The sequence below is a fragment of the Nocardioides terrae genome (assembly GCF_900112345.1).
GTDB lineage: Bacteria > Actinomycetota > Actinomycetes > Propionibacteriales > Nocardioidaceae > Nocardioides > Nocardioides terrae.
Genome location: NZ_FOLB01000013.1, coordinates 15,679 through 40,090, shown reverse-complemented (window position 1 = coordinate 40,090; position 24,412 = coordinate 15,679). Strand labels below are relative to the sequence as shown.

Genomic DNA, 24,412 nt, shown 5'->3' with positions numbered 1-24,412 from the left:
CGGCCCTCGGCACCATTCAGCTCAGTACGAGTCACGTAACAAAACACACCAGGAGGAGCCCCCAGTGGCTAAGGCGAAGTTCGAGCGGACCAAGCCGCACGTCAACATCGGAACGATCGGTCACATCGACCACGGTAAGACCACTCTTACCGCTGCGATCACGAAGGTGCTGCACGACAAGTACCCGGACCTGAACGCCGCTTCGGCGTTCGACGAGATCGACAAGGCTCCCGAGGAGCGCCAGCGCGGTATCACCATCTCCATCGCGCACGTCGAGTACCAGACCGAGGCGCGTCACTACGCGCACGTCGACTGCCCGGGTCACGCGGACTACATCAAGAACATGATCACGGGTGCCGCCCAGATGGACGGCGCGATCCTCGTGGTCGCCGCCACCGACGGCCCCATGCCGCAGACCCGCGAGCACGTGCTGCTCGCCCGCCAGGTCGGCGTCCCCGCCCTGGTCGTCGCGCTCAACAAGTGCGACATGGTCGACGACGAGGAGCTCATCGAGCTCGTCGAGATGGAGGTGCGCGAGCTCCTCAACGAGTACGAGTTCCCGGGCGACGACATCCCGGTCGTTCGCGTGGCGGCCTTCCCGGCGCTGCAGGGCGACGCCAAGTGGGGCGACTCGATCCTCGAGCTCATGAACGCGGTCGACGAGGCCATCCCGACCCCCGAGCGTGAGACGGACAAGCCGTTCCTCATGCCCGTCGAGGACGTCTTCACGATCACCGGTCGTGGCACCGTCATCACCGGTCGCATCGAGCGCGGCATCGTCAAGGTCGGCGAGGAGGTCGAGATCGTCGGCATCCGCGAGGGTTCGCAGAAGTCGACCGTCACCGGCGTCGAGATGTTCCGCAAGCTGCTCGACGAGGGCCAGGCGGGCGAGAACGTCGGTCTGCTCCTCCGTGGCACCAAGCGCGAGGACGTCGAGCGCGGCATGGTCGTCATCAAGCCGGGCACCACGACCCCGCACACCAACTTCGAGGCCTCGGTCTACATCCTCTCGAAGGAGGAGGGCGGCCGTCACACGCCGTTCTTCAACAACTACCGTCCGCAGTTCTACTTCCGTACGACGGACGTGACCGGCGTCGTGACCCTCCCCGAGGGCACCGAGATGGTCATGCCGGGTGACAACACCGAGATGTCGGTCGAGCTCATCCAGCCCATCGCGATGGACGAGGGCCTGCGGTTCGCGATCCGTGAGGGCGGCCGCACCGTCGGCGCGGGCCGGGTCACCAAGATCACCAAGTGATCCACGCGGGCTAGCCCGCACCCAGCACCACCAGAACGCCCCGGGCCTCGGCCCGGGGCGTTCTGCGTGTCACGACAGAATGGAACCCATGTCCGACGACAAGCACGGCAAGCTGGCGCGCAGCCGGGGAGCGCAGAACGCCGGCGGCTCCCCGGAGGGCCGGCCCGGCGTCCGGTTGACGGAGGACGGCCGCCCGCTGCGCGAGGTGCTGTCCTACTCGCGCCGCGGCAGCCGCTTCACCGCCCGGCAGGCCGGCGCCTGGGAGCGCCACGCCGACGCCTGGGTCTTCGGCGCCGACGCCGTCGCCGGCATCTCGGCGCCGCTCGACGTCAACGACGCGTGGTTCGGACGCCAGGCGCCGCTCTACGTCGAGATCGGCTCGGGCGTCGGTGAGACCACGGCGTCGTACGCCGCAGCGCACCCCGACGTCAACGTGCTGGCCTTCGAGGTGTGGCTTCCCGGGGTGGCCGACACCCTCGCGCGACTGGAGGCGGCCGGCGCGTCGAACGCGCGTCTCTGCACCGTCGACGCCGCCTGGTCGCTCACCGAGCTCTTCGCGCCCGGCTCGATCACGGAGCTGTGGACGCTCTTCCCCGATCCGTGGCACAAGAAGCGCCACCACAAGCGGCGTCTGGTCAACCAGCCCTTCGTCGGCACCGCCGCTTCACGGCTCGTCCAGGGCGGGACCTGGCGGCTGGCGACCGACTGGGCCGACTACGCCGCGCACATCGCCGAGGCGATGGCCACGGAGCCGACACTCACCGGTGGCCCCGTCGACCGGTGGACGGAGCGGCCGCTCACCAAGTTCGAGCGCCGCGGCATCGCCGAAGGCCGTGCGATCGCGGACTTCGCCTACCGCCGGTCGCTGGTCGAGTAGGTCTCGAGCGGGGCGGTGATCAGCAACCGACGGTGCCGTAGCCGGCCGTCGCGGCGGGCCGCGGTGCGCGGCGCAGCTGGCGCACGAGACGCCTCTTGGTGGTCGTGCGGCCCAGCGGGTAGTAGCGGAACCAGTCGACCTGCGTGACGAGCGGGTCCATCTGGACGAACCCGGGCGTGCCCAGGTAGGAGATCCGCAGGTGCAGCCGCTGTCCGCGCATGGCGTTCTTGATGGGCAGCCGGCGGATGATGCGGCCGTCGAGGAACCACGAGACCGACTTCTTGGTGACCTCGACCGCCCACACGCGCCAGGCGCCGTAGCGGCTGTCCTGGGTGGGGTTCCAGTCGTTCACGTCGAAGAGCGGCCCGGACGGGGCCGCGACCGCGCTGCGGTGCAGACCCGGCCGGTCCAGGCCGACGGTCGCCCGCGAGCCCGGCGTCTGCGTGTAGCTCGCCAGCGCCACCGACTCCGGGGCGCAGCGCGTGGGCGCGCCGCCCGGCACCAGCTCGATCTTGACGGCGTACGGCGGCAGCCCGGCCGGCGTCTTCGGCCTGTTGTCACCGGTCCTGCTGCGGAAGCGGACCTCCCAGCGGCCGTAGCGGCGCGACTGGTTCCAGTCCGTGGCGACGTCGCCGGCCGGCTCCTCGATGTGGGTCTCGAGGGTGCCGTACCGCTTCGCCCACATGGTCGGCGTCCCGGTACGGCTGAACGGGCCGGGGACCGGGTTGGCGGCGTCGGAGAGCTGCTCGCCCGTCGTCTCGAACTCGTGCCGGATGACGCGGCCCGTCCACCAGGCGTACGTCGACCCCGCGTGGATCAGCTCGTAGCGGTTGCATCCCGTCGGCCGTCCGCAGGAGCCGGGGGCGCCGAGGGCGCTGGCCGACTGGGGGAGGAGGGTGCTGACGAGCGCGAGCAGGGTGAGCGAGGCGAGGAGCTGGCCGAGAAGGCGGAACGGGCGAGGAATCACCGCGCCACGGTAGGCACGGGACTCCTCGCCCGTCCGGCGAACGGCCGCAAAGTGACCGATCGGATGATGCTCAGCAGGCGGCAGCGAACCGCTTGGCCGTCGTCGACGGTGCGTCGATCGACTTCTTGGACTTCTTCTTCATGTTCCAGTAGCGCGCCCAGTCGAGCTGCAGACGCGTCTTGTTCATCGCCTTGCCCGGGTCGGTGACCAGCGCGGCCTGCATGGTCAGCTTGGCGCCGGAGAGCGCCGCCGGGCGACGCTCGGTGCGGACGACCTTGGCGTCGATGAACCACGAGACGTGGGTCTTGGTGACCTCGACCGCGAACTCGTGCCACTCGTCGCCGCCCACCTTGCGAGAGAGCGTCTTGGCGGCGTGGAACCGGTTGTTGGGCAGGGTGTGGATGTTGAGGTTCGCCGTGTGGGCGCGCTTGGGCGTGTAGTCGAGGAAGTCGATGTCCTGACCGCGGCAGTGCCGCTGGCTCTTCCTCGTCGGGGTGAGGGAGAGGACGACGCGGGGGTCGGCCTTGCCGCTCGACTCGCGGGCGGTCCGCATCCGGACCTCCCAGCGACCCTCGCTGTAGCCGACGCCCGTCCAGATCGTCCGGACGTCGCGGGTGACGCCCTGCTGCGAGACCAGCGTCAGCATGCCGTTCTGCTGGTAGAGCTTGCCGGGGCCGGACCGGTGCCACTCGTGCGGCTCCTTGCGGCCGCCGATGAACTCGTAGCGGTGCAGGGCGGGATACCAGCCGTAGCTCGCCCCGGCGTGCACCAGCTCGAAGGCCGTGCACCCGCTGGGGCGCCCACAGGAGGCCTGCGCGCTGGGCTGGGCGGACGTGAACAGGCCGAGAACGACCCCGAGAGCGGCCACCGCGGCGACCAGGTGCTTCTTGAACATCCCGGCACCCTAGCCCGAGCGCCCCGGTCGGATCGAGTCCGCGGCCGTCGGCTACGCGCTGGGGCCGGCCGCCGAAGGGCAGGCGGGGGCGGCCGTGGAGGTTCGGACGACCAGCTCGACCGGCAGCACCTCCGACTCGGGCGGCCGTACGCCGGTCAGCTCGGCGAGCACGCGCTCGGCACCGCGCCGCCCCTGCTCGCGGACGGGCTGGGCGACCGTCGTGAGGTCGAAGAAGCCGGCCAGCTCGTGGTCGTCGATGCCGACCACCGACAGGTCGGAGGGGACGGAGAGACCCAGCTCGCGGGCGGCGCGGAGCACCCCGATCGCCATCTCGTCCGACGCCGCGAAGATCGCGGTCGGACGATCCGGCCCGGCGAGCAGCCGGGCGGCGGCGGCGCGGCCGCCGGCGACGGTGAACTCGCCGACGTCCTCGAGCTCCGGGTGGTGCTCGATCCCGCGCTCGCGCAAAGCGGCGCGGTAGCCCGCGAGCCGGGCCGACGGGGCGACGAAGTCGAGGCTGTCGAGTGAGCCGCCGAGGTAGCCGACGCGGGTGTGGCCGAGATCCAGCAGATGCCCGGTCGCGATCCGGGCGGCCTGCTCGTCGTCGATGCTCACGCTGAAGAGGTCGGGAGCGGCAGCGCCGACGATCGCCACCGGGCGGCCCAGCCCGGCCAGCCGGCGCCGCTCCTCCTCGGTCGGTCGCAGACCGAGCACGAGGACCGCGTCCACCCGCTTGGACAGCAGGTCGGTGTGGAACACGCGGTGGCGAGCGGCCGGCTCCCCGGCCAGGTTGTAGAGCAGCAGGTCGTAGCCCGCCGTACGCAGCACCTCCTCGGCGCCCTGGACGACCTCCCCGAAGAACCAGCGGGTCACGTGGGGGACGATCACGGCCACCGTGCGGGTCTGCCCGCTGGCCAGCCCGACCGCGCTGGGCGAGGGGACGTAGCCCAGCCGCCGGGCGGCGTCGGTCACCTTCAGCCGGTTGGCGTCCGAGACGCCCGGCAGCCCGCGCAGGGCGCGGGACACCGTCGCGGTGGAGAGCGAGACCTCGCGGGCGACGTCCTTGATGCCGGCCATCGTCACACCGCCTCGCGTCCGCGGTGGAGTGCGGGGAGAGGTCCGGGGCGAAGACCGGCGCGCTCACTAGGCTGGCGGGCATGACGACCCACCTGCCCGACGGCACCACACTGGCCTTCGGGGCCGCCTCCGCGTCCTACCAGATCGAGGGCGCCACCGGCGAGGACGGGCGCGGCCTCTCCATCTGGGACACCTTCGCCGCCCGGCCCGGTGCGACCCGCGACGGCAAGGACGGCACGATCGCGTGCGACTCCTACCACCGCTACGCCGAGGACGCCGCGCTCGCCGCAGACCTCGGGGTCGGCTGGTACCGCTTCTCGGTCGCCTGGCCCCGCATCGTGCCGGAGGGCACCGGCGCCGTGGAGACCCGTGGGCTCGACTACTACGACCGTCTCGTCGACGCCTGCCTCGAGCGTGGCGTCACCCCGACCGGCACGTTCTACCACTGGGACCTGCCCCAGGTCCTCGAGGACAAGGGCGGCTGGCTCGAGCGCGACACCGCCGCTGCCTTCGCCGACTACGCCCGGGTCGTGCACGACCGGCTCGGTGACCGGGTCACGGTCTGGGCCACGCTCAACGAGCCGTGGTGCGCGGCCTACCTCGGCTACGCGGCAGGGGTCCATGCACCGGGCCGTCGCGAGGGCGGTCGGGCCCACCGCGCCGCCCACCACCTCATGCTCGGTCACGGCCTGGCCGCTCAGGCGCTGCACGAGGCCGGCAGCCAGGACGTCGGCGTCGTGCTCAACCTGGCGCCGATCTGGCCCGAGCCCGGCCTCCCCGAGCAGGCGGCCGACGGCGTCGACGCCGTGCGCAACCGGGTGTGGCTCGGCCCCCTGGTCGACGGCGCGTACGACGGCGGGCTGCTGCGCGTGGCGCCGGAGCTCGCCGACGCCGAGCTGGTCCGCGAGGGTGACCTCGCGCTGATCCGGGGGAGCGCCGACTGGGTCGGCGTCAACTACTACACGCCGGTCCGCCCCGGCCCCGTGACGCCGACGCCCGACGGGCGCGAGCGGCACCCCGAGACCGACGCCTACCCGGGCGTCGACCCGGTCACCTTCCACGTGCGCGAGCCGCGCACCCACATCGGCTGGGAGGTCGAGCCGGCCGGTCTCGAGGAGCTGCTCGTCGAGACCCACGCGCGCACCGGGCTGCCGATCGTGGTCACCGAGAACGGCGCCGCCTACGCCGACGACACCGTCGTGGACGGCGTCATCCAGGACGAGGACCGTCGGTCCTACCTCGAGCACCACATCGCCGCGACCGAGCGGGCCCGGGCGTCCGGTGCCGACGTGCGCGGCTACTTCGTCTGGACGCTGCTCGACAACTTCGAGTGGGCCGAGGGCTACACGAAGCGCTTCGGCATCGTCCACGTCGACGCCGAGACCCAGGACCGCACCCCCAAGGCGTCGTACCGCTGGCTCCAGCAGCGGCTCGCCGGCGCCTGACCTCGGGGTGACCCGGGCGGACGTCCTGCGGTCCGGCTGCCATGACAGGCGGTCCGCAGGACGTCCCGGCTCCGACATCTCAGCCCTTGACGCTGCCAGCCAGGAGCCCGCGGACGAAGAACCGCTGCAGGCCCAGGAAGACCGCGAGCGGAACGACCAGCGAGACGAACGCCCCGGCCGACAGCAGGTACCAGTCGGCGCCGCGGGTGCCGGAGAGGTTCGCCAGCGCCACGGTGAGCGGGGAGATGTCCAGGCTGCCGCCACCGAAGACGAGGGCGACCAGCAGGTCGTTCCAGACCCAGAGGAACTGCAGGATGGCGAAGGCCGCGATGGCCGGCACCATGAGCGGCACGATCAGCCGCATGAAGATCTGCACGTGGCCGGCGCCGTCGACGCGCGCCGACTCCACCAGCTCGCCGGGGATCTCCATCATGAAGTTGTGCAGCAGGTAGATCGCCAGCGGCAGCGCGAACACCGAGTGGGAGAGCCAGATCGTGTAGAAGCCACCACCGGGTGCGTCGTTGCCGGCCAGTCCCAGGTCGACGTACAGCTTGAGCAACGGGATCATCGTGACCTGGATGGGCACGATCTGCAGCGCGAAGATCAGGATGAACAGCGTGTTCTTCAGCGGGAAGCTCATCCAGGCGAAGGCGTAGGCCGCCATCGTCGCGATGCTGATCGGGATGATCACCGCCGGGATGGTGATCACGAACGAGTTCACGAAGAAGTCTGTCAGGCTGTACTGCGAGCCGCCGAGGACGGCCTTGTAGTTGTCGAACGTGAACGACGGGTGGGTGATGACGTTCCACCAGCCGCTGGAGTTGATGTCGTCCTCCGGGCGGAACGAGGTGACCAGCAGACCGGCCGTCGGCACGGTCCACAGCACCGCGATGATGAGCGCGCCCATCGACGCCCAGCGGTTGCTGAGCTCGTTGCGGCTGGTCTCGGATGCCGCCTCGAGCTTCTCGAGCGGTGCGTCGATGACGGTCATCGCGCCACCTTCCTCATCTGGGTGACGTTGTAGATGACCACCGGGAGCACGAGCACGAAGATCAGCACGGCCAGCGCGGCGCCGAGGCCCCGGTTGGCCGACCGGAAGCTCTGCACGTAGAACTCGTAGGCCAGCACACTGGTCTTGAAGTTGCCGCCGGTCACCGTGCGGACGATGTCGAAGACCTTCAGCGTGGTGATGGTGATCGCGGTGAGCACCACGATGAGCGTCGGCCGGATGCTCGGGACGGTGATGTAGCGGAACATGCGGACGCCGCTCACGCCGTCGAGCTTCGCCGCCTCGACGATGTCGGTCGGGATCGCCTTGATCGAGGCGGACAGGACGACGGTGGCGAACCCGGCCTGCACCCACACGAAGATCACGATGAGCAGCAGGGTGTTGCCCGGGGAGCTGAGGAGCCAGTGGTGGCGTCCGAGCCCGAATGTGTCGGTGATCGCGTTGAGGATGCCGGTGTTGTCGTCGTAGACGAACTTCCAGATGATCGACGCGCCGACCAGCGAGATCGCCATCGGCAGGAAGATGAGCGCCTTGGCGGTCTTCTCGAACCGCGAACGGTCGACGAGGACCGCGTAGATCAGGCCGACGAAGGTCGCGACGATCGGGGTGATGATCACCCACAGGGCCGTGTTGATGAGGACGCGGACCAGGTCGGAGTCGGTGAAGATCGTCTTGTAGTTGTCGAACCCGATCCAGAGCTTGTCGAAGTTGTTGCGGAACGACAGTCGAACCGTCGAGATCGCGGGGTACAGCAGCCCGACGCCGAGCAGCAGGATGGTCGGCAGCAGGAACGCCGCCGACTGGATGAGCTCGCCCAGGCGGGACCTCAGCTTCGAGGTCAGGACCAGGATCACGCCGACGACGGCGAAGAACAGGGCGATGATGATGACTGCCTGGAGCAGCTTCTCGCCTAGCGACATGCGCCCTCCCAAGGCACGAGGAAACGGGACGGCCCGGCCTCAGCCGGGGAAGGCAGTCGGGCCGGCCGGAGCCGGCCCGACTGCGAGCAGCCGATCAGCTCGGCCAGGAGCTCTCGATGTTGTCGAGGGTCTTCTTGGTGTCCTGACCCGTGATCCAGGCGACCATCTGCTTCCAGAAGCTGTTGGTGCCGACCTCAGCAGGCATCAGGTCCGAGGCGTCGAAGCGGAAGACCGCCTCGGGGTCGGCCAGGGTCGTCGCCGACAGCTTGTCGATCGGGCTGACGAGGTTGTTCGGGTCGAGGCCCTTGTTGGCGCTCACCCAGCCACCACCCGGAGTGGCCTTGGCCTTCTCGTTCGCCCAGACGTCGCTGGAGAGGTAGGTCTGGAAGGCGACCGTCTCCGGCTTGTCGTTGAAGGCAGCGACGAACTCGCCGCCGCCCTCGACCGGCTTGCCCTTGCTCGGGTCGACGGTCGGCAGGTAGAACGCGAAGACCTGGCCGTCCTCGGCCACGGTGGTGCCCTTCGGCCAGTTGGCGGCGTAGAACGACGCCTGCCGGTGCATCGCGCACTTGCCGTCCAGGATCGGCAGGCCGCCCTGCTGGAACGCCGTGGTGGCGATCGACTTGACGTCACCGATGCCGCCGTTGACGTACTTGTCGTTCTTCAGGATCGCGCCGACCTTGTCGAGCGCCTCGGCGATCTTCGGGTCGTTGAACGGGATGTCGTGCTTGATCCACTGGTCGTAGGTGTCCGCGCCGGCGGTGCGCAGCAGGGCGTCCTCCAGCCAGTCGGTGAGCGGCCAGCCGGTCGCCTCACCGGACTCGGCCCCGGCGCACCAGGGCTTGATCCCCTTGGCGGCGATCTGGTCGCTCAGCGCCATCAGCTCGTCCCACGTCTGCGGGACCTTCCAGCCGTTGTCGGCGAACATCTTCGGCGAGTACCAGACGAACGACTTCACGTTGGCGCCGAGCGGGGCGGCGTAGAACTTGCCGTCCACGGAGCCGTAGCCCTTCCAGTCCTCGCCCCACCACTTGTCGACGTTGTCGGAGACGGTCTTGGGCGCCTCCTTGACCGTGCTGGTCTGCGTCACCAGCGTGTTGAGCAGTCCGGGCTGCGGCAGGTAGGCGATGTCGGGCAGGTTGCCGCTCTGGGCCCGGACCAGGATCTGGGCCTCCATCTCCTTGGAGCCTTCGTACTCGACGGTCGCGCCGGTGCAGGTCGTGAACAGCTTGTAGCTGTCCTTCTGAGACTGGTCCTCGGGGGCCACGATCGTCGTGTAGACGTGGACCTTCTTGCCGGTGAGGTCGCCGAACTGGGTCAGCTGCTCACACCCGGCCTTGCCCTCACCGGGGGACGTTCCGCCGGCGCTCTTGCTGTCGCTGCCGCCGTCGTCACTGCCACCGCAGCCGGCCAACACCATGCCGGCGCTCACGAACGCGGCGGTCAACGCCATGCCCCGTCGTGCGTTGCGAGATCGGATCACGTTGTCTTCCTCTCCTTCTGAGAGCACGACGACGGTCGGGTCCGACGCCGTTGTCCTCCTCCACGGGTGATGCAAACGCTTTCGTCCGTTGCCGTCAAGCATGGGCGATAACGGTTGCGTAACGCAGGTCACACTGTATTGGGAACGCTCCCAAAAATGGGGAGGACGCTCCGCGACATACCCTTCTTGGGGGTCGACCGGTCGAGGCGGCCCGTGCTGGAGCGGTGCTCCGGGGCGGTGTCCGTTCCGATTTGGTCCACGCCGAGAGATCTGACAAGATTCTCTGGTTGCTCCGGCGGGTCGCCGGGGTGCGGCACATCTTGATTACTGAATCGCGTCTCCCGAGTCCCTGACTCGGTCGTGTTCGGTGATCGACGTGCGTTCGCACCGAACCTGGAGACCCGATCAGCCTGCCGAACCGGCAGGTGCCACCGAACAACCGACCAGCAGGACCCCGCCGATGGTGGACCGTGTCGCGAAGCGAAACCTGCGACACGCCCGACCGCGGGGGTCGGAGCCGGGCGGTGGTGGTGAGTAACAGGGCGGGACCGACTCAAACCCGAGGACGTTCCAGAACGCACGCGGCAACGCTGACCAGAAGGACGAGAGAGACAGATGGCGGGACAGAAGATCCGCATCAGGCTCAAGGCCTATGACCACGAGGTGATCGACACCTCGGCGCGCAAGATCGTGGACACGGTCACCCGCACGGGTGCCAAGGTCGCCGGCCCGGTGCCGCTGCCGACCGAGAAGAACGTGTACTGCGTCATCCGCTCGCCCCACAAGTACAAGGACTCCCGCGAGCACTTCGAGATGCGCACCCACAAGCGCCTCATCGACATCATCGACCCCACCCCGAAGACCGTCGACTCGCTGATGCGCCTGGACCTTCCGGCCGGTGTCGACATCGAGATCAAGCTCTGAGGTTTGTGAGATGACTTTCGAACGCAACGTGAAGGGCCTGCTGGGCACCAAGCTCGGCATGACCCAGGTCTGGGACGAGAACAACCGCGTGGTCCCGGTGACGGTCGTCGCCGCGTCGACCAACGTGGTCACCCTGGTCCGCCACCCCGAGACCGACGGCTACAACGCCATCCAGGTCGGCTTCGGCGAGATCGCCGGCCGCAAGGTCACCAAGCCGGTCGCCGGCCAGTTCGCCAAGGCCGGCACCACGCCGCGCAAGCACCTGGTCGAGATCCGCACCGCCGACGCCGCGTCCTACACCGTGGGCCAGGAGCTCGCGGTCGACACCTTCGCCGCCGGCGAGGTCATCGACGTGACCGGCACCAGCAAGGGCAAGGGCTTCGCCGGCACGATGAAGCGTCACGGCTTCTCCGGCGTGTCCGCCTCGCACGGTGCCCACCGCAACCACCGCAAGCCGGGCTCGATCGGCGCGTGCGCCACCCCCGGTCGCGTGTTCAAGGGCGTCCGCATGGCCGGTCACATGGGTACCGACACCGTCACCACCCAGAACCTGACCGTGCACGCCGTCGACGCGGAGAAGGGCCTCATCCTCCTCAAGGGCGCCGTTCCCGGCCCCCGTGGTGGCCTGATCGTCCTCCGCTCCGCCGCGAAGAAGACGGAGAAGTGACCATGGCTCTCAACACTGTCAAGGTCGACCTGCCCGCTGAGATCTTCGACGTTGCCGTCAACGTCCCGCTGATCCACCAGGTCGTCGTGGCCCAGCAGGCCGCTGCTCGTCAGGGCACGCACGCCACCAAGACCCGCGGCGAGGTCCGCGGCGGTGGCCGCAAGCCCTACAAGCAGAAGGGCACCGGCCGCGCCCGCCAGGGCTCGACCCGCGCGCCGCAGTTCGCCGGCGGTGGCGTCGTCCACGGCCCGCAGCCGCGTGACTACAGCCAGCGGACCCCCAAGAAGATGAAGGCCGCCGCTCTCCGTGGCGCCCTCTCCGACCGGGCCCAGAACGACCGGCTGCACGTGGTCGAGGGCTTCGGCATCGACGACAAGCCGTCGACCAAGGTCGCTCTGGCCGGTCTGCGCACGCTGACCGACCGCAGCAAGTACCTCGTGGTCCTCGAGCGCACCGACGTCGTGACGTGGCTCTCGCTGCGCAACGCCCCCGAGGTGCACATCGTGGCCGTCGACCAGCTCAACACGTACGACGTGCTGGCCAGCGACGACGTGGTCTTCACCAAGGGCGCGTACGACGCGTTCGTGGGTCAGGGCGCGGCCGCCAAGACGAACGCCGAGGAGGCTGCCAAGTGAGCACCCTGCACAAGGACCACCGCGACGTGCTGCTCGCGCCCGTCGTGTCCGAGAAGAGCTACGGGCTCCTCGACCAGAACAAGTACACGTTCCTGGTCCACCCGGACGCCAACAAGACCGAGATCAAGATCGCCGTTGAGAAGGTCTTCAACGTCAAGGTCACCTCGGTCAACACGATCAACCGACCTGGCAAGACGCGCCGGACCCGCAACGGTCTCGGCAAGCGCAAGGACACCAAGCGCGCCATCGTCAGCCTGGCCGACGGTCACCGCATCGACATCTTCGGAGGTCCGGTCTCCTGACCGGGCTGATTAAGGACTGAAGAAGACATGGCAATCCGCAAGTACAAGCCGACCACCCCGGGCCGTCGTGGCTCCTCCGTGGCCGACTTCGTCGAGATCACCCGGACCACGCCGGAGAAGTCGCTGACGCGTCCGCTGCCCAAGTCGGGCGGCCGCAACAACCAGGGCCGGATCACCACCCGGCACAAGGGTGGCGGTCACAAGCGTGCCTACCGGATCATCGACTTCAAGCGCTACGACAAGGACGGCGTGCCGGCCAAGGTCGCTCACATCGAGTACGACCCCAACCGCACCGCCCGCATCGCGCTCCTGCACTACGCCGACGGCGAGAAGCGCTACATCCTCGCGCCGAAGGGCCTCGAGCAGGGCACGATGGTCGAGTCCGGCCCCACCGCCGACATCAAGACCGGCAACAACCTGCCGCTGCGCAACATCCCCGTCGGTACGACGATCCACAACGTGGAGCTGCGTCCCGGAGGCGGTGCGAAGATCGCCCGCTCGGCCGGCATCAGCGCCCAGCTGGTCGCTCGTGAGGGCAGCCGCGCCACGCTGCGCATGCCGTCCGGCGAGATGCGCTTCGTCGACGTGCGCTGCCGCGCCACCGTCGGCGAGGTCGGCAACGCCGAGCAGTCGAACATCAACTGGGGCAAGGCCGGCCGCATGCGCTGGAAGGGCGTCCGCCCGACCGTCCGCGGTGTCGTCATGAACCCGGTCGACCACCCGCACGGTGGTGGTGAGGGCAAGACGTCCGGTGGTCGCCACCCGGTCTCGCCGTGGGGCAAGCCCGAGGGCCGCACGCGCAAGCGCAAGGCCTCGGACTCGCAGATCATCCGCCGCCGCAAGTCCGGCAAGAACAAGCGCTGACCAGGAGATAGAGACAGATGCCTCGCAGCCTGAAGAAGGGCCCCTTCGTCGACGGCCACCTGCAGAAGAAGGTGGACGCCGAGAACGAGAAGGGCTCGCACAACGTCATCAAGACCTGGTCGCGCCGTTCGATGATCGTGCCGTCGATGATCGGTCACACGATCGCCGTCCACGACGGGCGCAAGCACGTCCCGGTCTTCGTGTCCGACTCGATGGTCGGTCACAAGCTGGGCGAGTTCGCCCCCACCCGCACCTACAAGGGTCACGTCAAGGAAGACCGGAAGGGACGCCGTCGATGACTACCACCGACCGTCAGCGCGTCAGCGCGCGCCGCGAGTCGCTCCTCGGCGACCAGCCCGGTGCGTTCGCCAGCGCCCGCTACCAGCGCATCACGCCGCTGAAGGCTCGCCGGGTCGTCGACCTGGTCCGCGGCCTTCCCGTCGACGAGGCGCTCTCGCTGCTGGCCTTCGCGCCGCAGGCGGCCTCCGAGACCGTCTACAAGGTGCTCGAGAGCGCCATCGCCAACGCGGAGACCACCGAGGGTCTCGACCGCGGTGACCTGGTCGTCTCCGTCGCCCAGGTCGACGAGGGTCCGACCATGAAGCGCTGGCGTCCGCGGGCCCAGGGCCGCGCGACCCGCATCAACAAGCGCACGAGCCACATCACGCTGGTCGTCCAGCCTGCTGGGCTCAAGGGCGCTGCCAAGAAGGGTGGCAAGAAGTAATGGGTCAGAAGATCAACCCGAACGGCTTCCGCCTCGGCATCTCGACCGACCACAAGTCGCGTTGGTACGCCGACAAGCTGTACAAGTCGTACGTCGGCGAGGACGTCGCGATCCGCAAGCTGCTCAGCAAGGGCATGGAGCGGGCCGGCATCTCCAAGGTCGAGATCGAGCGCACCCGTGACCGCGTCCGGGTGGACATCCACACCGCGCGTCCGGGCATCGTCATCGGTCGCCGCGGCGCCGAGGCCGACCGCATCCGCGGCGAGCTCGAGAAGCTCACGGGCAAGCAGGTCCAGCTGAACATCCTCGAGGTCAAGAACCCCGAGGTCGACGCTCAGCTCGTCGCCCAGGGTGTCGCCGAGCAGCTCAGCGGTCGCGTGCAGTTCCGTCGCGCGATGCGCAAGGCCATGCAGACCACGATGCGCTCGGGTGCCAAGGGCATCCGGATCCAGTGCTCGGGCCGCCTCAACGGCGCCGAGATGTCGCGCACCGAGTTCTACCGCGAGGGCCGCGTTCCGCTGCACACGCTGCGTGCCGACATCGACTACGGCTTCTACGAGGCCCGCACGACCTTCGGCCGCATCGGCGTGAAGGTCTGGATCTACAAGGGCGAGGTCGCCGGCACGCGTGCCGAGCGCCAGGCCCAGGCCGCCGCCCGCGCCGGTGTCCCCGGCCGCGGCGGTCGTCCCACCCGTGGTGGCGAGCGTCCGAGCCGTGGCTCGCGCGCCGGCCGTGGTGCCGACGCTCCCGCGGCGACCGAGGCTCCGGCCGGTGGCGACACCGCGCTGGCCACCACCCCCGCTGAGAGCCAGGAGGGCTGACCCATGCTGATGCCCCGTCGCGTCAAGCACCGCAAGCAGCACCACCCCAAGCGGACCGGGTCGGCCAAGGGCGGGACGAAGCTCGCCTTCGGCGACTTCGGCATCCAGGCGATCGAGGGTCACTACGTGACCAACCGACAGATCGAGTCGGCGCGTATCGCCATGACCCGTCACATCAAGCGTGGCGGCAAGGTGTGGATCAACATCTACCCCGACCGCCCGCTGACCAAGAAGCCCGCCGAGACCCGCATGGGTTCCGGTAAGGGCTCGCCCGAGTGGTGGATCGCCAACGTCAAGCCCGGCCGCGTCATGTTCGAGCTCTCCGGAGTCACCGAGGACGTCGCCCGCGAGGCGATGCGCCGTGCGATCCACAAGCTGCCCATGAAGTGCCGTTTCATCACCCGAGAGGCCGGTGAGTTCTGATGAGCAACGCCACCAAGGCGCACGAGCTCGACGACCTCAACGACGTCGACCTCGAGGCGAAGCTGCGCGAGGCCAAGGAGGAGCTGTTCAACCTCCGCTTCCAGGCGGCCACCGGCCAGCTGGAGAGCCACGGCCGGCTGCGCACGGTCAAGAAGGACATCGCCCGGATCTACACCGTGGTGCGTGAGCGCGAGCTCGGCATCCGCGTGGCCCCGGGCACGAGCAAGAACAACGCCGAGGAGGCCTGACCATGGCTGGTACGCCTGAGGCGGAGACCACCGCCGCGCGCAACTCGCGCAAGGTCCGCGAGGGCCTCGTCGTCAGCGACAAGATGGACAAGACCATCGTCGTCGAGGTCGAGGACCGCGTGAAGCACCCGCTCTACGGCAAGGTCATGCGCCGGACGAGCAAGCTCAAGGCCCACGACGAGCAGAACACCGCCGGCATCGGCGACCGCGTCCTCCTGATGGAGACCCGGCCGCTGAGCGCCACGAAGCGGTGGCGTCTCGTCGAGGTCATCGAGAAGGCCAAGTGACATCCGCCGTACGCCGGCTCCGGCCGACGTACGGCGTCTCACTGCTCGACCTTGTCGGCGGCGCGTGCGTCGCCAAATTGACCAAGGGTGCCAGGCCCAGCGACCATAGGTGGCTGGGCCTGTCGCCCGCAATCCACACAAGTTCGGCCAGGCTCATCTGCCCTCGATGCGGATGAGAACCAGCGCGACAAGGAGTATTTGATGATTCAGCAGGAGTCGCGACTCAAGGTCGCCGACAACACGGGTGCCAAGGAGATTCTCTGCATCCGCGTTCTCGGTGGCTCTGGGCGTCGCTACGCCGGCATCGGTGACGTCATCGTCGCCACCGTGAAGGACGCGATCCCCGGTGGCAACGTGAAGAAGGGTGACGTCGTCAAGGCCGTCGTCGTGCGCACGGTGAAGGAGCGTCGTCGTCCTGACGGCTCCTACATCCGCTTCGACGAGAACGCCGCCGTCATCCTCAAGAACGACGGCGAACCGCGAGGCACCCGCATCTTCGGCCCCGTGGGTCGCGAGCTGCGCGAGAAGAAGTTCATGAAGATCATCTCGCTGGCTCCGGAGGTGCTGTGATGGCTAAGAAGACCTTCAACATCAAGAAGGGTGACACCGTCAAGGTGATCGCCGGCAAGGACAAGGGCGCCGAGGGCAAGGTCATCCGCGTCATCCGCGACGAGGACCGTGTCGTCGTCGAGGGCGTGAACCTCGTCAAGAAGCACACCAAGGTCCAGGACCAGGGCGGCCGCGCCGGCACCACCGGTGGCATCGTCACCGCCGAGGCCCCCATCCACGTGTCCAACGTGATGCTGCTCGAGGACGGCAAGACCGTCCGCGTCGGCTTCCGCCGCGACACGGTGACCAAGCGTCGGCCGGACGGCTCGACCTACAGCGCCGAGCGCAGCGTGCGCATCTCGCGCAAGACCGGTAAGGAGATCTGAGATGACTGAGACCCAGGTTTCCACCCTGCCGCGTCTGAAGGCCCGCTACCGCGAGGAGATCGCTCCCTCGCTGCAGCAGCAGTTCGAGATCGCCAACGTCATGCAGATCCCCGGCCTGACCAAGATCGTGGTCAACATGGGTGTCGGCGAGGCTGCTCGCGACTCCAAGCTGATCGAGGGTGCCGTCAAGGACCTCACCGCGATCACCGGCCAGAAGCCGCTCGTCACCAAGGCTCGCAAGTCGATCGCGCAGTTCAAGCTGCGCGAGGGCATGCCGATCGGCGCGCACACCACGCTGCGCGGCGACCGCATGTGGGAGTTCCTCGACCGGCTGCTGTCCCTCGCGCTCCCGCGCATCAGGGACTTCCGCGGTCTGAACCCGAACCAGTTCGACGGCCGTGGCAACTACACGTTCGGTCTGACCGAGCAGGTCATGTTCCACGAGATCGACCAGGACCGGATCGACCGGTCGCGCGGCATGGACATCACCATCGTGACGACCGCGACCAACGACGACCAGGGTCGGGCGCTGCTGAAGGCCCTCGGCTTCCCGTTCAAGGAGAACTGACATGGCGAAGACCGCTCTCAAGGTCAAGGCCGCGCGCAAGCCGAAGTACGCCGTCCGCGCCTACACCCGTTGCCAGCGCTGCGGCCGGCCGAAGGCCGTGTTCCGCAAGTTCGGCCTCTGCCGGATCTGCCTGCGGGAGATGGCTCACCGCGGCGAGCTCCCCGGCGTGACCAAGTCCAGCTGGTAATCACCTCGACCCGTTGAAGGTCGCGCCACCTCCGAGTGGGGCGAAACCGCTTCGAGAAAGAACACATCATGACGATGACTGACCCGATCGCAGACATGCTCACGCGTCTGCGCAACGCCAACCAGGCGTACCACGACTCGGTCTCGATGCCGCACAGCAAGATCAAGCAGGGCGTCGCCGAGATCCTCAAGCAGGAGGGTTACATCACCTCCTTCGACGTGAAGGACAACGTGGAGGCCGACGGCACCCCTGCCGTGGGCAAGACGCTGACCATCACCCTCAAGTACGGCCGCACCCGCGAGCGTTCGATCGCCGGCGTGCGCCGCATCAGCAAGCCCGGCCTCCGGGTGTACGCCAAGCACACGGGACTGCCCCGCGTGCTCGGTGGCCTCGGCATCGCGATCATCTCGACGAGCCAGGGTCTGCTGACCGACCGTCAGGCCAACCAGAAGGGCGTGGGCGGAGAAGTCCTCGCCTACGTCTGGTGATCGGGAAGGAGTAGAGAACATGTCGCGCATTGGCAAGCTCCCCGTCCCGGTTCCGGGCAACGTGGACGTTCAGATCGACGGCCAGACCGTCACCGTCAAGGGCCCCAAGGGCACCCTGTCCCACGTGGTCGCAGCGCCGATCACCGTGGCGAAGGGCGAGGGCGTCCTCGACGTCCAGCGCCCCGACGACGAGCGGGTCTCGAAGTCGCTCCACGGCCTGTCCCGGACGCTCATCAACAACATGGTCGTCGGTGTGACCGAGGGCTACGAGAAGAAGCTCGAGATCGTCGGCGTCGGCTACCGCGTGCTGTCGAAGGGCCCGACCCAGCTGGAGTTCCAGCTCGGCTACAGCCACTCGATCGTGTTCGACGCCCCCGAGGGCATCAGCTTCACCGTCGAGGGCCCGACCAAGCTCGGTGTCGTCGGCATCGACAAGCAGCAGGTCGGTGAGGTCGCGGCCAACATCCGCAAGCTGCGCAAGCCCGAGCCCTACAAGGGCAAGGGTGTTCGCTACGCCGGCGAGAACGTCCGCCGCAAGGTCGGAAAGGCTGGTAAGTGACGATGGCCATCTCGCTGTCCAACAACAAGCACACCGCTGCCAAGGTCAAGGCGCGCCTCAAGCGCCAGGTCCGCGGTCGCAAGAAGGTCAACGGCACCGCCGAGCGTCCGCGCCTGGTCGTCACCAAGTCGTCCAGGCACCTGGTCGCCCAGGTCGTCGACGACACCGTCGGCAAGACGCTGGTCTCCGCGTCCACCCTCGAGGCGGACCTGCGGGCCAACGACGGTGCGAAGACCGACAAGGCCAAGGTCGTCGGTCAGCTCGTCGCCGAGCGCGCGAAGGCCGCCGGCATCGAGGGCGTGGTCTTCGACCGTGCCGGCAACAAGTACACCGGCCGCATCGCGGCCCTGGCTGACGGCGCCCGCGAGGGCGGCCTGCAGTTCTGATCGCGAACGATAGCTAGAGGAAGAGGAAAGTCTCATGAGCGGAGCCCAGCGCGGCAACCGTGGTGGCGAGCGCCGTGGGCGCGACGACCGTCGCGGCCAGGCTGCTGAGAAGACCGCCTACATCGAGCGAGTCGTCGCGATCAACCGTGTCGCCAAGGTCGTGAAGGGTGGTCGTCGCTTCAGCTTCACCGCCCTCGTGATCGTGGGTGACGGTGATGGTCTCGTCGGCGTCGGCTACGGCAAGGCGAAGGAAGTTCCGGCGGCGATCGCCAAGGGTGTCGAGGAGGCGAAGAAGCACTTCTTCCGCGTCCCGCGCATCCAGGGCACGATCCCGCACCCGGTCCAGGGTGAGAAGGCGGCTGGCGTCGTCCTGCTCCGTCCGGCTGCTCCCGGTACCGGTGTCATCGCCGGTGGTCCGGTGCGCGCCGTCCTGGAGTGCGCCGGCATCCACGACGTGCTGAGCAAGTCGCTCGGTTCGTCCAACCAGATCAACATCGTCCACGCGACCGTCGAGGCGCTGCGTCTGCTCGAGCAGCCCGAGGCTGTGGCCGCCCGTCGCGGCCTCCGCGTCGAGGACGTCGCGCCGGCCGCCCTGCTGAAGTCGCGCGACGAGGGTACGACCGCCGCTGCGGCTGCTTCGGCGGAGGTGTCGGCCTGATGGCACAGCTCAAGGTCCGCCAGAACAAGGGCCTCGTCGGTCTGAAGCAGAACCAGCGCGACACCCTGCGCTCGCTGGGTCTCAAGCGCATCGGCGACGTGGTCGTCAAGGAGGACCGCCCGGAGATCCGCGGCATGGTCCACACCGTCCGTCACCTCGTGACGGTCGAGGAGGTCGACTGACATGACGCTCAAGCTGCACAACCTGGCGCCCGCCCCGGGCTCCAAGAAGGCCAAGACCCGTGTCGGTCGTGGTGAGGGCTCGAAGGGTAAGACCTCGGGCCGCGGTACCAAGGGCACGAAGGCCCGTTACCAGGTTCCGGTCGCCTTCGAGGGTGGCCAGATGCCGATCCACATGCGCCTTCCGAAGCTCAAGGGCTTCAAGAACCCGTTCAAGGTCGAGTTCCAGGTGGTCAACCTGGACAAGATCAGCGAGCTGTTCCCCGAGGGTGGCACCGTCACCATCGCCGACCTGGTCGCCAAGGGCGCCGTCCGCAAGGGCCAGCCCGTCAAGGTGCTCGGCAACGGCGAGCTGTCCGTCAAGGTCGACGTGACCGCCGACAAGTTCTCTGCGTCCGCCAAGGCGGCCATCGAGGGCGCGGGCGGCACCGTCACCGAGTCCTGAGGCTCGTCGCCTCGGCTGAACGATGAACGCGGCCAGGGTCCCCTGATGGTGACCCTGGCCGCTTTCTTCGTCCAGCGGCCCTGTTAGGCTTCGCCGGGGCTGCCGCCGTCTGAGGCGTGCGGACCCACCCCCTGATGGTTGTGTGAGAAGAGGGATCCACTCGTGCTAGGCGCGTTCGCGAACGCTTTCCGGACTCCGGACCTGCGTCGCAAGCTGCTGTTCGTCCTGTTGATCATCGTGATCTTCCGGGCGGGCTCCCAGATCCCGGCTCCCGGCGTCAACGTCGCGAACGTCCAGGACTGCATCAACATCACCAAGTCGGGCTCGGGCGCCGGGCTCTACAACCTGGTGAACCTGTTCTCAGGTGGAGCGTTGCTGCAGCTGACGATCTTCGCGCTGGGCATCATGCCCTACATCACGGCCAGCATCATCCTGCAGCTCCTCGTCGTGGTCATCCCGCGGCTCGAGGCGCTCAAGGAGGAGGGCCAGGCCGGGCAGACGAAGATCACCCAGTACACGCGCTACCTCACGCTGGGCCTCGCGCTCCTGCAGGCGACCGGCATCGTCGCCCTGGCCCGCTCGGGCAACCTGCTGCAGTGCAACCAGAACCTGCTGCACAGCAACGGCACCAGCACCTTCCTCGTCCTGGTGATCACCATGACCGCCGGCACCGCGGTCATCATGTGGCTCGGTGAGCTCATCACCGAGCGCGGCATCGGCAACGGCATGTCGATCCTGATCTTCACCCAGGTCATCGCGACCTTCCCGGCCACGATGTGGGCGGTCAAGCAGCAGCACGGCTGGTGGACCTTCGGCATGGTCCTGGTCATCGGCCTCGCGCTGGTGGCTGCGGTCATCTTCATCGAGCAGGCGCAGCGCCGGATCCCCGTGCAGTACGCGCGCCGGATGGTCGGCCGCAAGATGTTCGGCGGCTCGTCGACCTACATCCCGCTCAAGGTGAACCAGGCCGGCGTCATCCCCGTCATCTTCGCCAGCTCGCTGCTCTACCTGCCGGCGATGGCGGCGCAGTTCAACTCGCAGAGCGCGAATCCCCCGGCCTGGGTGGACTGGGTCAACACCTACTTCGTGCGCGGGGACCACCCGCTCTACATGGCGACGTTCTTCCTGCTCATCGTCTTCTTCACCTACTTCTACGTCTCCATCACCTTCAACCCGAAGGAGGTGGCGGACAACATGAAGAAGTACGGCGGCTTCATCCCCGGGATCCGGGCGGGCAAGCCGACCGAGGACTACCTGTCCTACGTCCTTTCCCGCATCACCCTGCCCGGCTCGCTCTACCTGGGCCTGATCGCGCTCATCCCGCTCATCGCGCTCGCGCTGATCAACGCGAACAGCAACTTCCCCTTCGGCGGAACCTCGATCCTCATCATGGTCGGTGTCGCGCTCGACACGGTGAAGCAGATCGAGAGCCAGCTGCAGCAGCGCAACTACGAAGGATTCCTCCGTTGAGGCTGATCATCATGGGCCCCCCGGGCGCCGGCAAGGGCACTCAGGCCAAGTACATCGCCGAGCACTTCGGCATCCCGGCCATCTCGACCGGCGACATCTTCCGGGCCAACGTCTCGGACGGCACGCCGCTCGGTGTCGAGGCCAAGCGCTACATGGATGCCGGCGAGTACGTCCCCGACGAGGTCACCAACCGGATGGTCCGCAACCGGATCGACGAGCCCGACGCGGCCGAGGGCTTCCTGCTCGACGGCTACCCGCGCACCCTCGCGCAGGTCGAGGAGCTCGACGGGATGATCAAGTTCACCGGTCACCAGCTCGATGCCGTCCTCAGCCTCGTCGTCGACAAGGACGAGGTCGTCTCCCGCCTGCTCCAGCGCGCCCAGATCGAGGGGCGTGCCGACGACACCGAGGACGTCATCCGGCGCCGCCAGGAGGTCTACCTCGACCAGACCGAGCCGCTCATCCAGGTCTACAAGGAGCGCTCGCTCCTGGTCGAGGTGGACGGGCTCGGCGAGGTCGAAGAGGTCACGAAGCGGATCTTCGACGCCCTCGACGTCGTACCTGAAAGCTGATCCGGAGCTGACATGGCGCTGTTCGAGCGCGTCGAGATCAAGACGCCCGAGCAGATCGACGCGATGCGCAGAGCCGGCCTCGTGGTCGGCCGCACCCTCGAGCTCCTCCGCACATCAGTCCGGGCGGGTATGACCACCGCCGAGCTGGACGCCATCGCCGAGGACTCGATCCGGTCCTCCGGAGCCGTGCCGTCGTTCCTCGGCTACCAGGGCTTCCCCGCCTCGATCTGCACGTCGGTCAACGACGAGGTCGTGCACGGCATCCCGGGTGACCGGGTCCTGGCCGACGGGGACATCGTGTCCATCGACTGCGGCGCCATCGTCGACGGCTGGCACGGTGACGCGGCGATCACCGTCGCGCTCGGGGACGTCACCGACGAGCTCACCGCGCTGATGGCCGTCACCGAGGAGGCGATGTGGCGCGGGATCGCCGCAGCCGGACTCGGCGGGCGGGTCAGCGACATCTCCCACGCCGTCGAGCGGCACGTGCGCGGCGCCGGTCGCTTCGGGATCGTCGAGGACTACACCGGCCACGGCATCGGGTCGGAGATGCACCAGGCCCCCGACGTACCCAACTACGGCCGGCGCGGCAAGGGCCCCAAGCTGGTCGAGGGTCTGGCCCTGGCGGTCGAGCCGATGATCACGCTCGGCACCAAGGAGACCGACGTCCTCGACGACGACTGGACCGTCGTGACGACCGACGGCCGATGGGCCGCCCACTTCGAGCACACCTTCACGCTGACCCCTCAGGGCGCGTGGGTCCTCACCGCCCTCGACGGCGGTCGGGCCAAGCTCGGCGAGCTCGGCGTCCCTTACGGCGGCCGCGACTAGCGGTGGCCGTACGACGCCGGCGTCGCCGTCCGTGGCTCAGCGCGGCAGCGTGACCGGGCGCCCACCCTACGGAACATCCCGTGGCCCGTCGTCGTTGCTCCGAGGTGACTCCCGCCCTCTCCGTCCTCGACCTCGTCCCCGTCCGCAGCGACCAGAGCACCGCTGACGCCATCGCCGCCTCGGTCGGGCTCGCGAAGGTCGCCGACGAGCTGGGCTACACCCGCTACTGGGTCGCCGAGCACCACAACATGCCGGCCGTCGCCGCGACCAACCCGCCGGTGCTGATCAGCCTGCTAGCAGGCGCCACCGAGCGGATCCGGGTCGGGTCGGGCGGTGTCATGCTGCCCAACCACGCGCCGTTCGTCGTCGCCGAGCAGTTCGCGCTCCTGGAGGCCGCCTTCCCCGGCCGCATCGACCTCGGCATCGGCCGCGCCCCCGGCACCGACCAGGTGACGGCGTGGGCGCTGCGTCACGGGGGACCGGCGGACGCGGAGGAGACCGTCAACCACTTCCCTGAGTACGTCGAGAACGTGCTCGCCATGATGGACACTGGTGGCGTCTCGGTCTCGGTCGGTGGGCGTCGGCACCCACTGCGCGCGACTCCGGCCGCCGCCGGGGTGCCCACGGTCTGGCTGCTCGGCTCGTCGGACTACTCGGCCCGGCTCGCCGCCGAGAAGGGGCTGCCCTACGTGTTCGCCCACCACTTCTCCGGCTCCCGCACCGAAACCCTGCAGGCGCTCGAGCTCTACCGGTCCACGTTCCAGCCGTCGCCGGAGCTGTCCCAGCCCCGCACGTTCCTCACGATCAACGCCGTCGCCGCCGAGACCGCGGTGGAGGCCGAGCGGCTCGCGCTGCCCCAGCTGCTGAGCATGCTGGCGCTGCGCACGGGCCAGCCGCTCGACGCCCAGCGGCTGGTCGAGGAGGCCGAGAAGGTGCAGGTCGCCGAGGCCCACGAGGGGTTGCTGCAGACCATGCGCGAGCGGTGGGTGATCGGCGACCCGGCGTATGCACGGGGGCGGATCGCCGAGCTCGCCGCCGACTACGGCGTGGACGAGGTGATGGTCCACCCCGTGGCGGGTGCCCGCGCGGGCGCCGACCCGCGCCGTGCGCCCGGCCGCGAGCTGACCCTGCGGCTGCTGGCCGAGTAGCCCGGTCCACGCCGCAATTTGGGTGTGACCTGCGCGCCGACCTAGACTGGTGTGTCGGCCCAACGTGGGTCTGTCCCGCCGTGCCTCGCGGCTGCCCGAGCTCTGCTGGGGATTGAGGTGCGCCGGGCGGCTTCACGAGGTCCACGATCTCGCTGCTGGC

At 68.6% G+C, this 24,412-nt stretch carries 34 protein-coding genes; 28 read left to right on the top strand and 6 right to left on the bottom strand.

The window, feature by feature from the left end; genetic code table 11:
• The first annotated feature begins 64 nt into the window (after nt 1–64).
• The gene (gene tuf, locus BM236_RS15985) at nt 65–1,258 is read left to right on the top strand and encodes an elongation factor Tu (protein ID WP_091125836.1); all 1,194 of its coding nucleotides are present in this window, start codon (nt 65–67) and stop codon (nt 1,256–1,258) included.
• 88 nt (nt 1,259–1,346) lie between these two features.
• Entirely contained in the window at nt 1,347–2,135 is a 789-nt protein-coding gene (gene trmB, locus BM236_RS15980) for a tRNA (guanine(46)-N(7))-methyltransferase TrmB (RefSeq protein ID WP_091125834.1), read from the top strand.
• Nucleotides 2,136–2,154: 19 nt separating this feature from the next.
• On the opposite strand, the gene BM236_RS15975 is transcribed toward trmB, so the two are convergent.
• The 3 genes from BM236_RS15975 to BM236_RS15965 form a co-directional block, all read right to left on the bottom strand.
• Nucleotides 2,155–3,102, bottom strand: a complete 948-nt coding sequence (locus BM236_RS15975; protein ID WP_091125832.1) for a hypothetical protein — start codon at nt 3,100–3,102, stop codon at nt 2,155–2,157.
• Between the two features lie 70 nt (nt 3,103–3,172).
• The gene (locus BM236_RS15970; protein WP_091125827.1) at nt 3,173–3,997 is read right to left on the bottom strand and encodes a family 16 glycosylhydrolase; all 825 of its coding nucleotides are present in this window, start codon (nt 3,995–3,997) and stop codon (nt 3,173–3,175) included.
• A 51-nt stretch (nt 3,998–4,048) separates the two neighbouring features.
• On the bottom strand, nt 4,049–5,074 hold the full coding sequence (locus BM236_RS15965) for a LacI family DNA-binding transcriptional regulator (RefSeq protein WP_091125967.1): 1,026 nt from the start codon (nt 5,072–5,074) through the stop codon (nt 4,049–4,051).
• Nucleotides 5,075–5,154: 80 nt separating this feature from the next.
• Between BM236_RS15965 and BM236_RS15960 the strand changes: the two genes are divergently transcribed.
• Entirely contained in the window at nt 5,155–6,519 is a 1,365-nt protein-coding gene (locus tag BM236_RS15960; RefSeq protein ID WP_091125826.1) for a GH1 family beta-glucosidase, read from the top strand.
• Nucleotides 6,520–6,598: 79 nt separating this feature from the next.
• Here the strand turns inward: BM236_RS15960 and BM236_RS15955 are convergent, their stop codons facing one another.
• The 3 genes from BM236_RS15955 to BM236_RS15945 all read right to left on the bottom strand — a co-directional run bounded on the left by BM236_RS15955 (nt 6,599) and on the right by BM236_RS15945 (nt 9,931).
• Nucleotides 6,599–7,510, bottom strand: coding sequence for a carbohydrate ABC transporter permease (locus BM236_RS15955; protein WP_091125823.1), 912 nt, complete (start codon nt 7,508–7,510; stop codon nt 6,599–6,601).
• The gene (locus BM236_RS15950; protein WP_091125821.1) at nt 7,507–8,448 is read right to left on the bottom strand and encodes a carbohydrate ABC transporter permease; all 942 of its coding nucleotides are present in this window, start codon (nt 8,446–8,448) and stop codon (nt 7,507–7,509) included. Before BM236_RS15950 ends, BM236_RS15955 begins: the two co-directional genes overlap by 4 nt.
• Nucleotides 8,449–8,542: 94 nt before the next feature.
• A complete protein-coding gene (locus BM236_RS15945) occupies nt 8,543–9,931 on the bottom strand; it encodes an ABC transporter substrate-binding protein (RefSeq protein WP_245750372.1) in 1,389 nt (462 codons plus the stop codon).
• Nucleotides 9,932–10,546: 615 nt separating this feature from the next.
• On the opposite strand from BM236_RS15945, the gene rpsJ reads away from it, so the two are divergent.
• The 25 genes from rpsJ (at nt 10,547) to BM236_RS15820 (ending at nt 24,252) form a co-directional block, all read left to right on the top strand.
• The gene (gene rpsJ / locus BM236_RS15940) at nt 10,547–10,855 is read left to right on the top strand and encodes a 30S ribosomal protein S10 (protein ID WP_008360994.1); all 309 of its coding nucleotides are present in this window, start codon (nt 10,547–10,549) and stop codon (nt 10,853–10,855) included.
• A gap of 10 nt (nt 10,856–10,865) precedes the next feature.
• Entirely contained in the window at nt 10,866–11,522 is a 657-nt protein-coding gene (gene rplC, locus BM236_RS15935) for a 50S ribosomal protein L3 (RefSeq protein ID WP_091125819.1), read from the top strand.
• Nucleotides 11,523–11,524: 2 nt separating this feature from the next.
• Entirely contained in the window at nt 11,525–12,157 is a 633-nt protein-coding gene (gene rplD, locus BM236_RS15930) for a 50S ribosomal protein L4 (RefSeq protein WP_091125817.1), read from the top strand.
• Complete coding sequence (gene rplW / locus BM236_RS15925) at nt 12,154–12,459, top strand: 50S ribosomal protein L23 (protein WP_091125815.1); 306 nt, start codon at nt 12,154–12,156, stop codon at nt 12,457–12,459. Before rplD ends, rplW begins: the two co-directional genes overlap by 4 nt.
• 27 nt (nt 12,460–12,486) lie before the next feature.
• Nucleotides 12,487–13,323: a 50S ribosomal protein L2 gene (gene rplB, locus BM236_RS15920; protein WP_091125803.1), complete on the top strand. Its 837-nt coding sequence runs from the start codon at nt 12,487–12,489 to the stop codon at nt 13,321–13,323.
• Nucleotides 13,324–13,340: 17 nt separating this feature from the next.
• Nucleotides 13,341–13,622 carry a 30S ribosomal protein S19 gene (gene rpsS, locus BM236_RS15915; RefSeq protein WP_091125802.1) on the top strand — a complete coding sequence of 94 codons (282 nt, stop codon included), beginning with the start codon at nt 13,341–13,343 and terminating at the stop codon, nt 13,620–13,622.
• The gene (rplV, locus tag BM236_RS15910; RefSeq protein ID WP_091125799.1) at nt 13,619–14,047 is read left to right on the top strand and encodes a 50S ribosomal protein L22; all 429 of its coding nucleotides are present in this window, start codon (nt 13,619–13,621) and stop codon (nt 14,045–14,047) included. Before rpsS ends, rplV begins: the two co-directional genes overlap by 4 nt.
• Nucleotides 14,047–14,868 (top strand): 30S ribosomal protein S3, encoded by an 822-nt coding sequence (gene rpsC / locus BM236_RS15905; RefSeq protein WP_091125798.1) that lies wholly within the window; start codon nt 14,047–14,049, stop codon nt 14,866–14,868. Before rplV ends, rpsC begins: the two co-directional genes overlap by 1 nt.
• Before the next feature lie 3 nt (nt 14,869–14,871).
• Nucleotides 14,872–15,291, top strand: a complete 420-nt coding sequence (rplP, locus tag BM236_RS15900; RefSeq protein WP_091125795.1) for a 50S ribosomal protein L16 — start codon at nt 14,872–14,874, stop codon at nt 15,289–15,291.
• Nucleotides 15,291–15,539 carry a 50S ribosomal protein L29 gene (rpmC, locus tag BM236_RS15895; protein WP_091125794.1) on the top strand — a complete coding sequence of 83 codons (249 nt, stop codon included), beginning with the start codon at nt 15,291–15,293 and terminating at the stop codon, nt 15,537–15,539. The genes rplP and rpmC overlap by 1 nt, the downstream gene beginning before the upstream one ends.
• Nucleotides 15,540–15,541: 2 nt before the next feature.
• Entirely contained in the window at nt 15,542–15,826 is a 285-nt protein-coding gene (gene rpsQ, locus BM236_RS15890; protein WP_091125791.1) for a 30S ribosomal protein S17, read from the top strand.
• A gap of 201 nt (nt 15,827–16,027) precedes the next feature.
• Nucleotides 16,028–16,396: a 50S ribosomal protein L14 gene (rplN, locus tag BM236_RS15885; protein ID WP_011757324.1), complete on the top strand. Its 369-nt coding sequence runs from the start codon at nt 16,028–16,030 to the stop codon at nt 16,394–16,396.
• Nucleotides 16,396–16,761, top strand: coding sequence for a 50S ribosomal protein L24 (rplX, locus tag BM236_RS15880; RefSeq protein WP_091125790.1), 366 nt, complete (start codon nt 16,396–16,398; stop codon nt 16,759–16,761). The genes rplN and rplX overlap by 1 nt, the downstream gene beginning before the upstream one ends.
• A gap of 1 nt (nt 16,762) precedes the next feature.
• Entirely contained in the window at nt 16,763–17,329 is a 567-nt protein-coding gene (rplE, locus tag BM236_RS15875; protein ID WP_091125787.1) for a 50S ribosomal protein L5, read from the top strand.
• A 1-nt stretch (nt 17,330) separates the two neighbouring features.
• On the top strand, nt 17,331–17,516 hold the full coding sequence (locus tag BM236_RS15870; RefSeq protein WP_008361020.1) for a type Z 30S ribosomal protein S14: 186 nt from the start codon (nt 17,331–17,333) through the stop codon (nt 17,514–17,516).
• 68 nt (nt 17,517–17,584) lie between these two features.
• The gene (rpsH, locus tag BM236_RS15865) at nt 17,585–18,004 is read left to right on the top strand and encodes a 30S ribosomal protein S8 (RefSeq protein ID WP_091125786.1); all 420 of its coding nucleotides are present in this window, start codon (nt 17,585–17,587) and stop codon (nt 18,002–18,004) included.
• Nucleotides 18,005–18,023: 19 nt separating this feature from the next.
• Nucleotides 18,024–18,563 (top strand): 50S ribosomal protein L6, encoded by a 540-nt coding sequence (gene rplF, locus BM236_RS15860; RefSeq protein WP_091125783.1) that lies wholly within the window; start codon nt 18,024–18,026, stop codon nt 18,561–18,563.
• A gap of 2 nt (nt 18,564–18,565) precedes the next feature.
• On the top strand, nt 18,566–18,949 hold the full coding sequence (gene rplR, locus BM236_RS15855) for a 50S ribosomal protein L18 (RefSeq protein WP_091125781.1): 384 nt from the start codon (nt 18,566–18,568) through the stop codon (nt 18,947–18,949).
• A 34-nt stretch (nt 18,950–18,983) separates the two neighbouring features.
• Nucleotides 18,984–19,607 (top strand): 30S ribosomal protein S5, encoded by a 624-nt coding sequence (rpsE, locus tag BM236_RS15850; protein ID WP_091125779.1) that lies wholly within the window; start codon nt 18,984–18,986, stop codon nt 19,605–19,607.
• Nucleotides 19,607–19,789 carry a 50S ribosomal protein L30 gene (rpmD, locus tag BM236_RS15845; protein WP_091125777.1) on the top strand — a complete coding sequence of 61 codons (183 nt, stop codon included), beginning with the start codon at nt 19,607–19,609 and terminating at the stop codon, nt 19,787–19,789. The genes rpsE and rpmD overlap by 1 nt, the downstream gene beginning before the upstream one ends.
• 1 nt (nt 19,790) lies before the next feature.
• Nucleotides 19,791–20,231, top strand: coding sequence for a 50S ribosomal protein L15 (gene rplO, locus BM236_RS15840; protein ID WP_091125775.1), 441 nt, complete (start codon nt 19,791–19,793; stop codon nt 20,229–20,231).
• A gap of 162 nt (nt 20,232–20,393) precedes the next feature.
• The gene (gene secY, locus BM236_RS15835; protein WP_091125772.1) at nt 20,394–21,701 is read left to right on the top strand and encodes a preprotein translocase subunit SecY; all 1,308 of its coding nucleotides are present in this window, start codon (nt 20,394–20,396) and stop codon (nt 21,699–21,701) included.
• The gene (locus BM236_RS15830; RefSeq protein ID WP_091125770.1) at nt 21,698–22,273 is read left to right on the top strand and encodes an adenylate kinase; all 576 of its coding nucleotides are present in this window, start codon (nt 21,698–21,700) and stop codon (nt 22,271–22,273) included. The genes secY and BM236_RS15830 overlap by 4 nt, the downstream gene beginning before the upstream one ends.
• A gap of 12 nt (nt 22,274–22,285) precedes the next feature.
• Nucleotides 22,286–23,104, top strand: coding sequence for a type I methionyl aminopeptidase (gene map / locus BM236_RS15825; protein ID WP_091125767.1), 819 nt, complete (start codon nt 22,286–22,288; stop codon nt 23,102–23,104).
• An 80-nt stretch (nt 23,105–23,184) separates the two neighbouring features.
• A complete protein-coding gene (locus BM236_RS15820) occupies nt 23,185–24,252 on the top strand; it encodes an LLM class flavin-dependent oxidoreductase (protein ID WP_245750371.1) in 1,068 nt (355 codons plus the stop codon).
• Nucleotides 24,253–24,412: the final 160 nt, after the last annotated feature.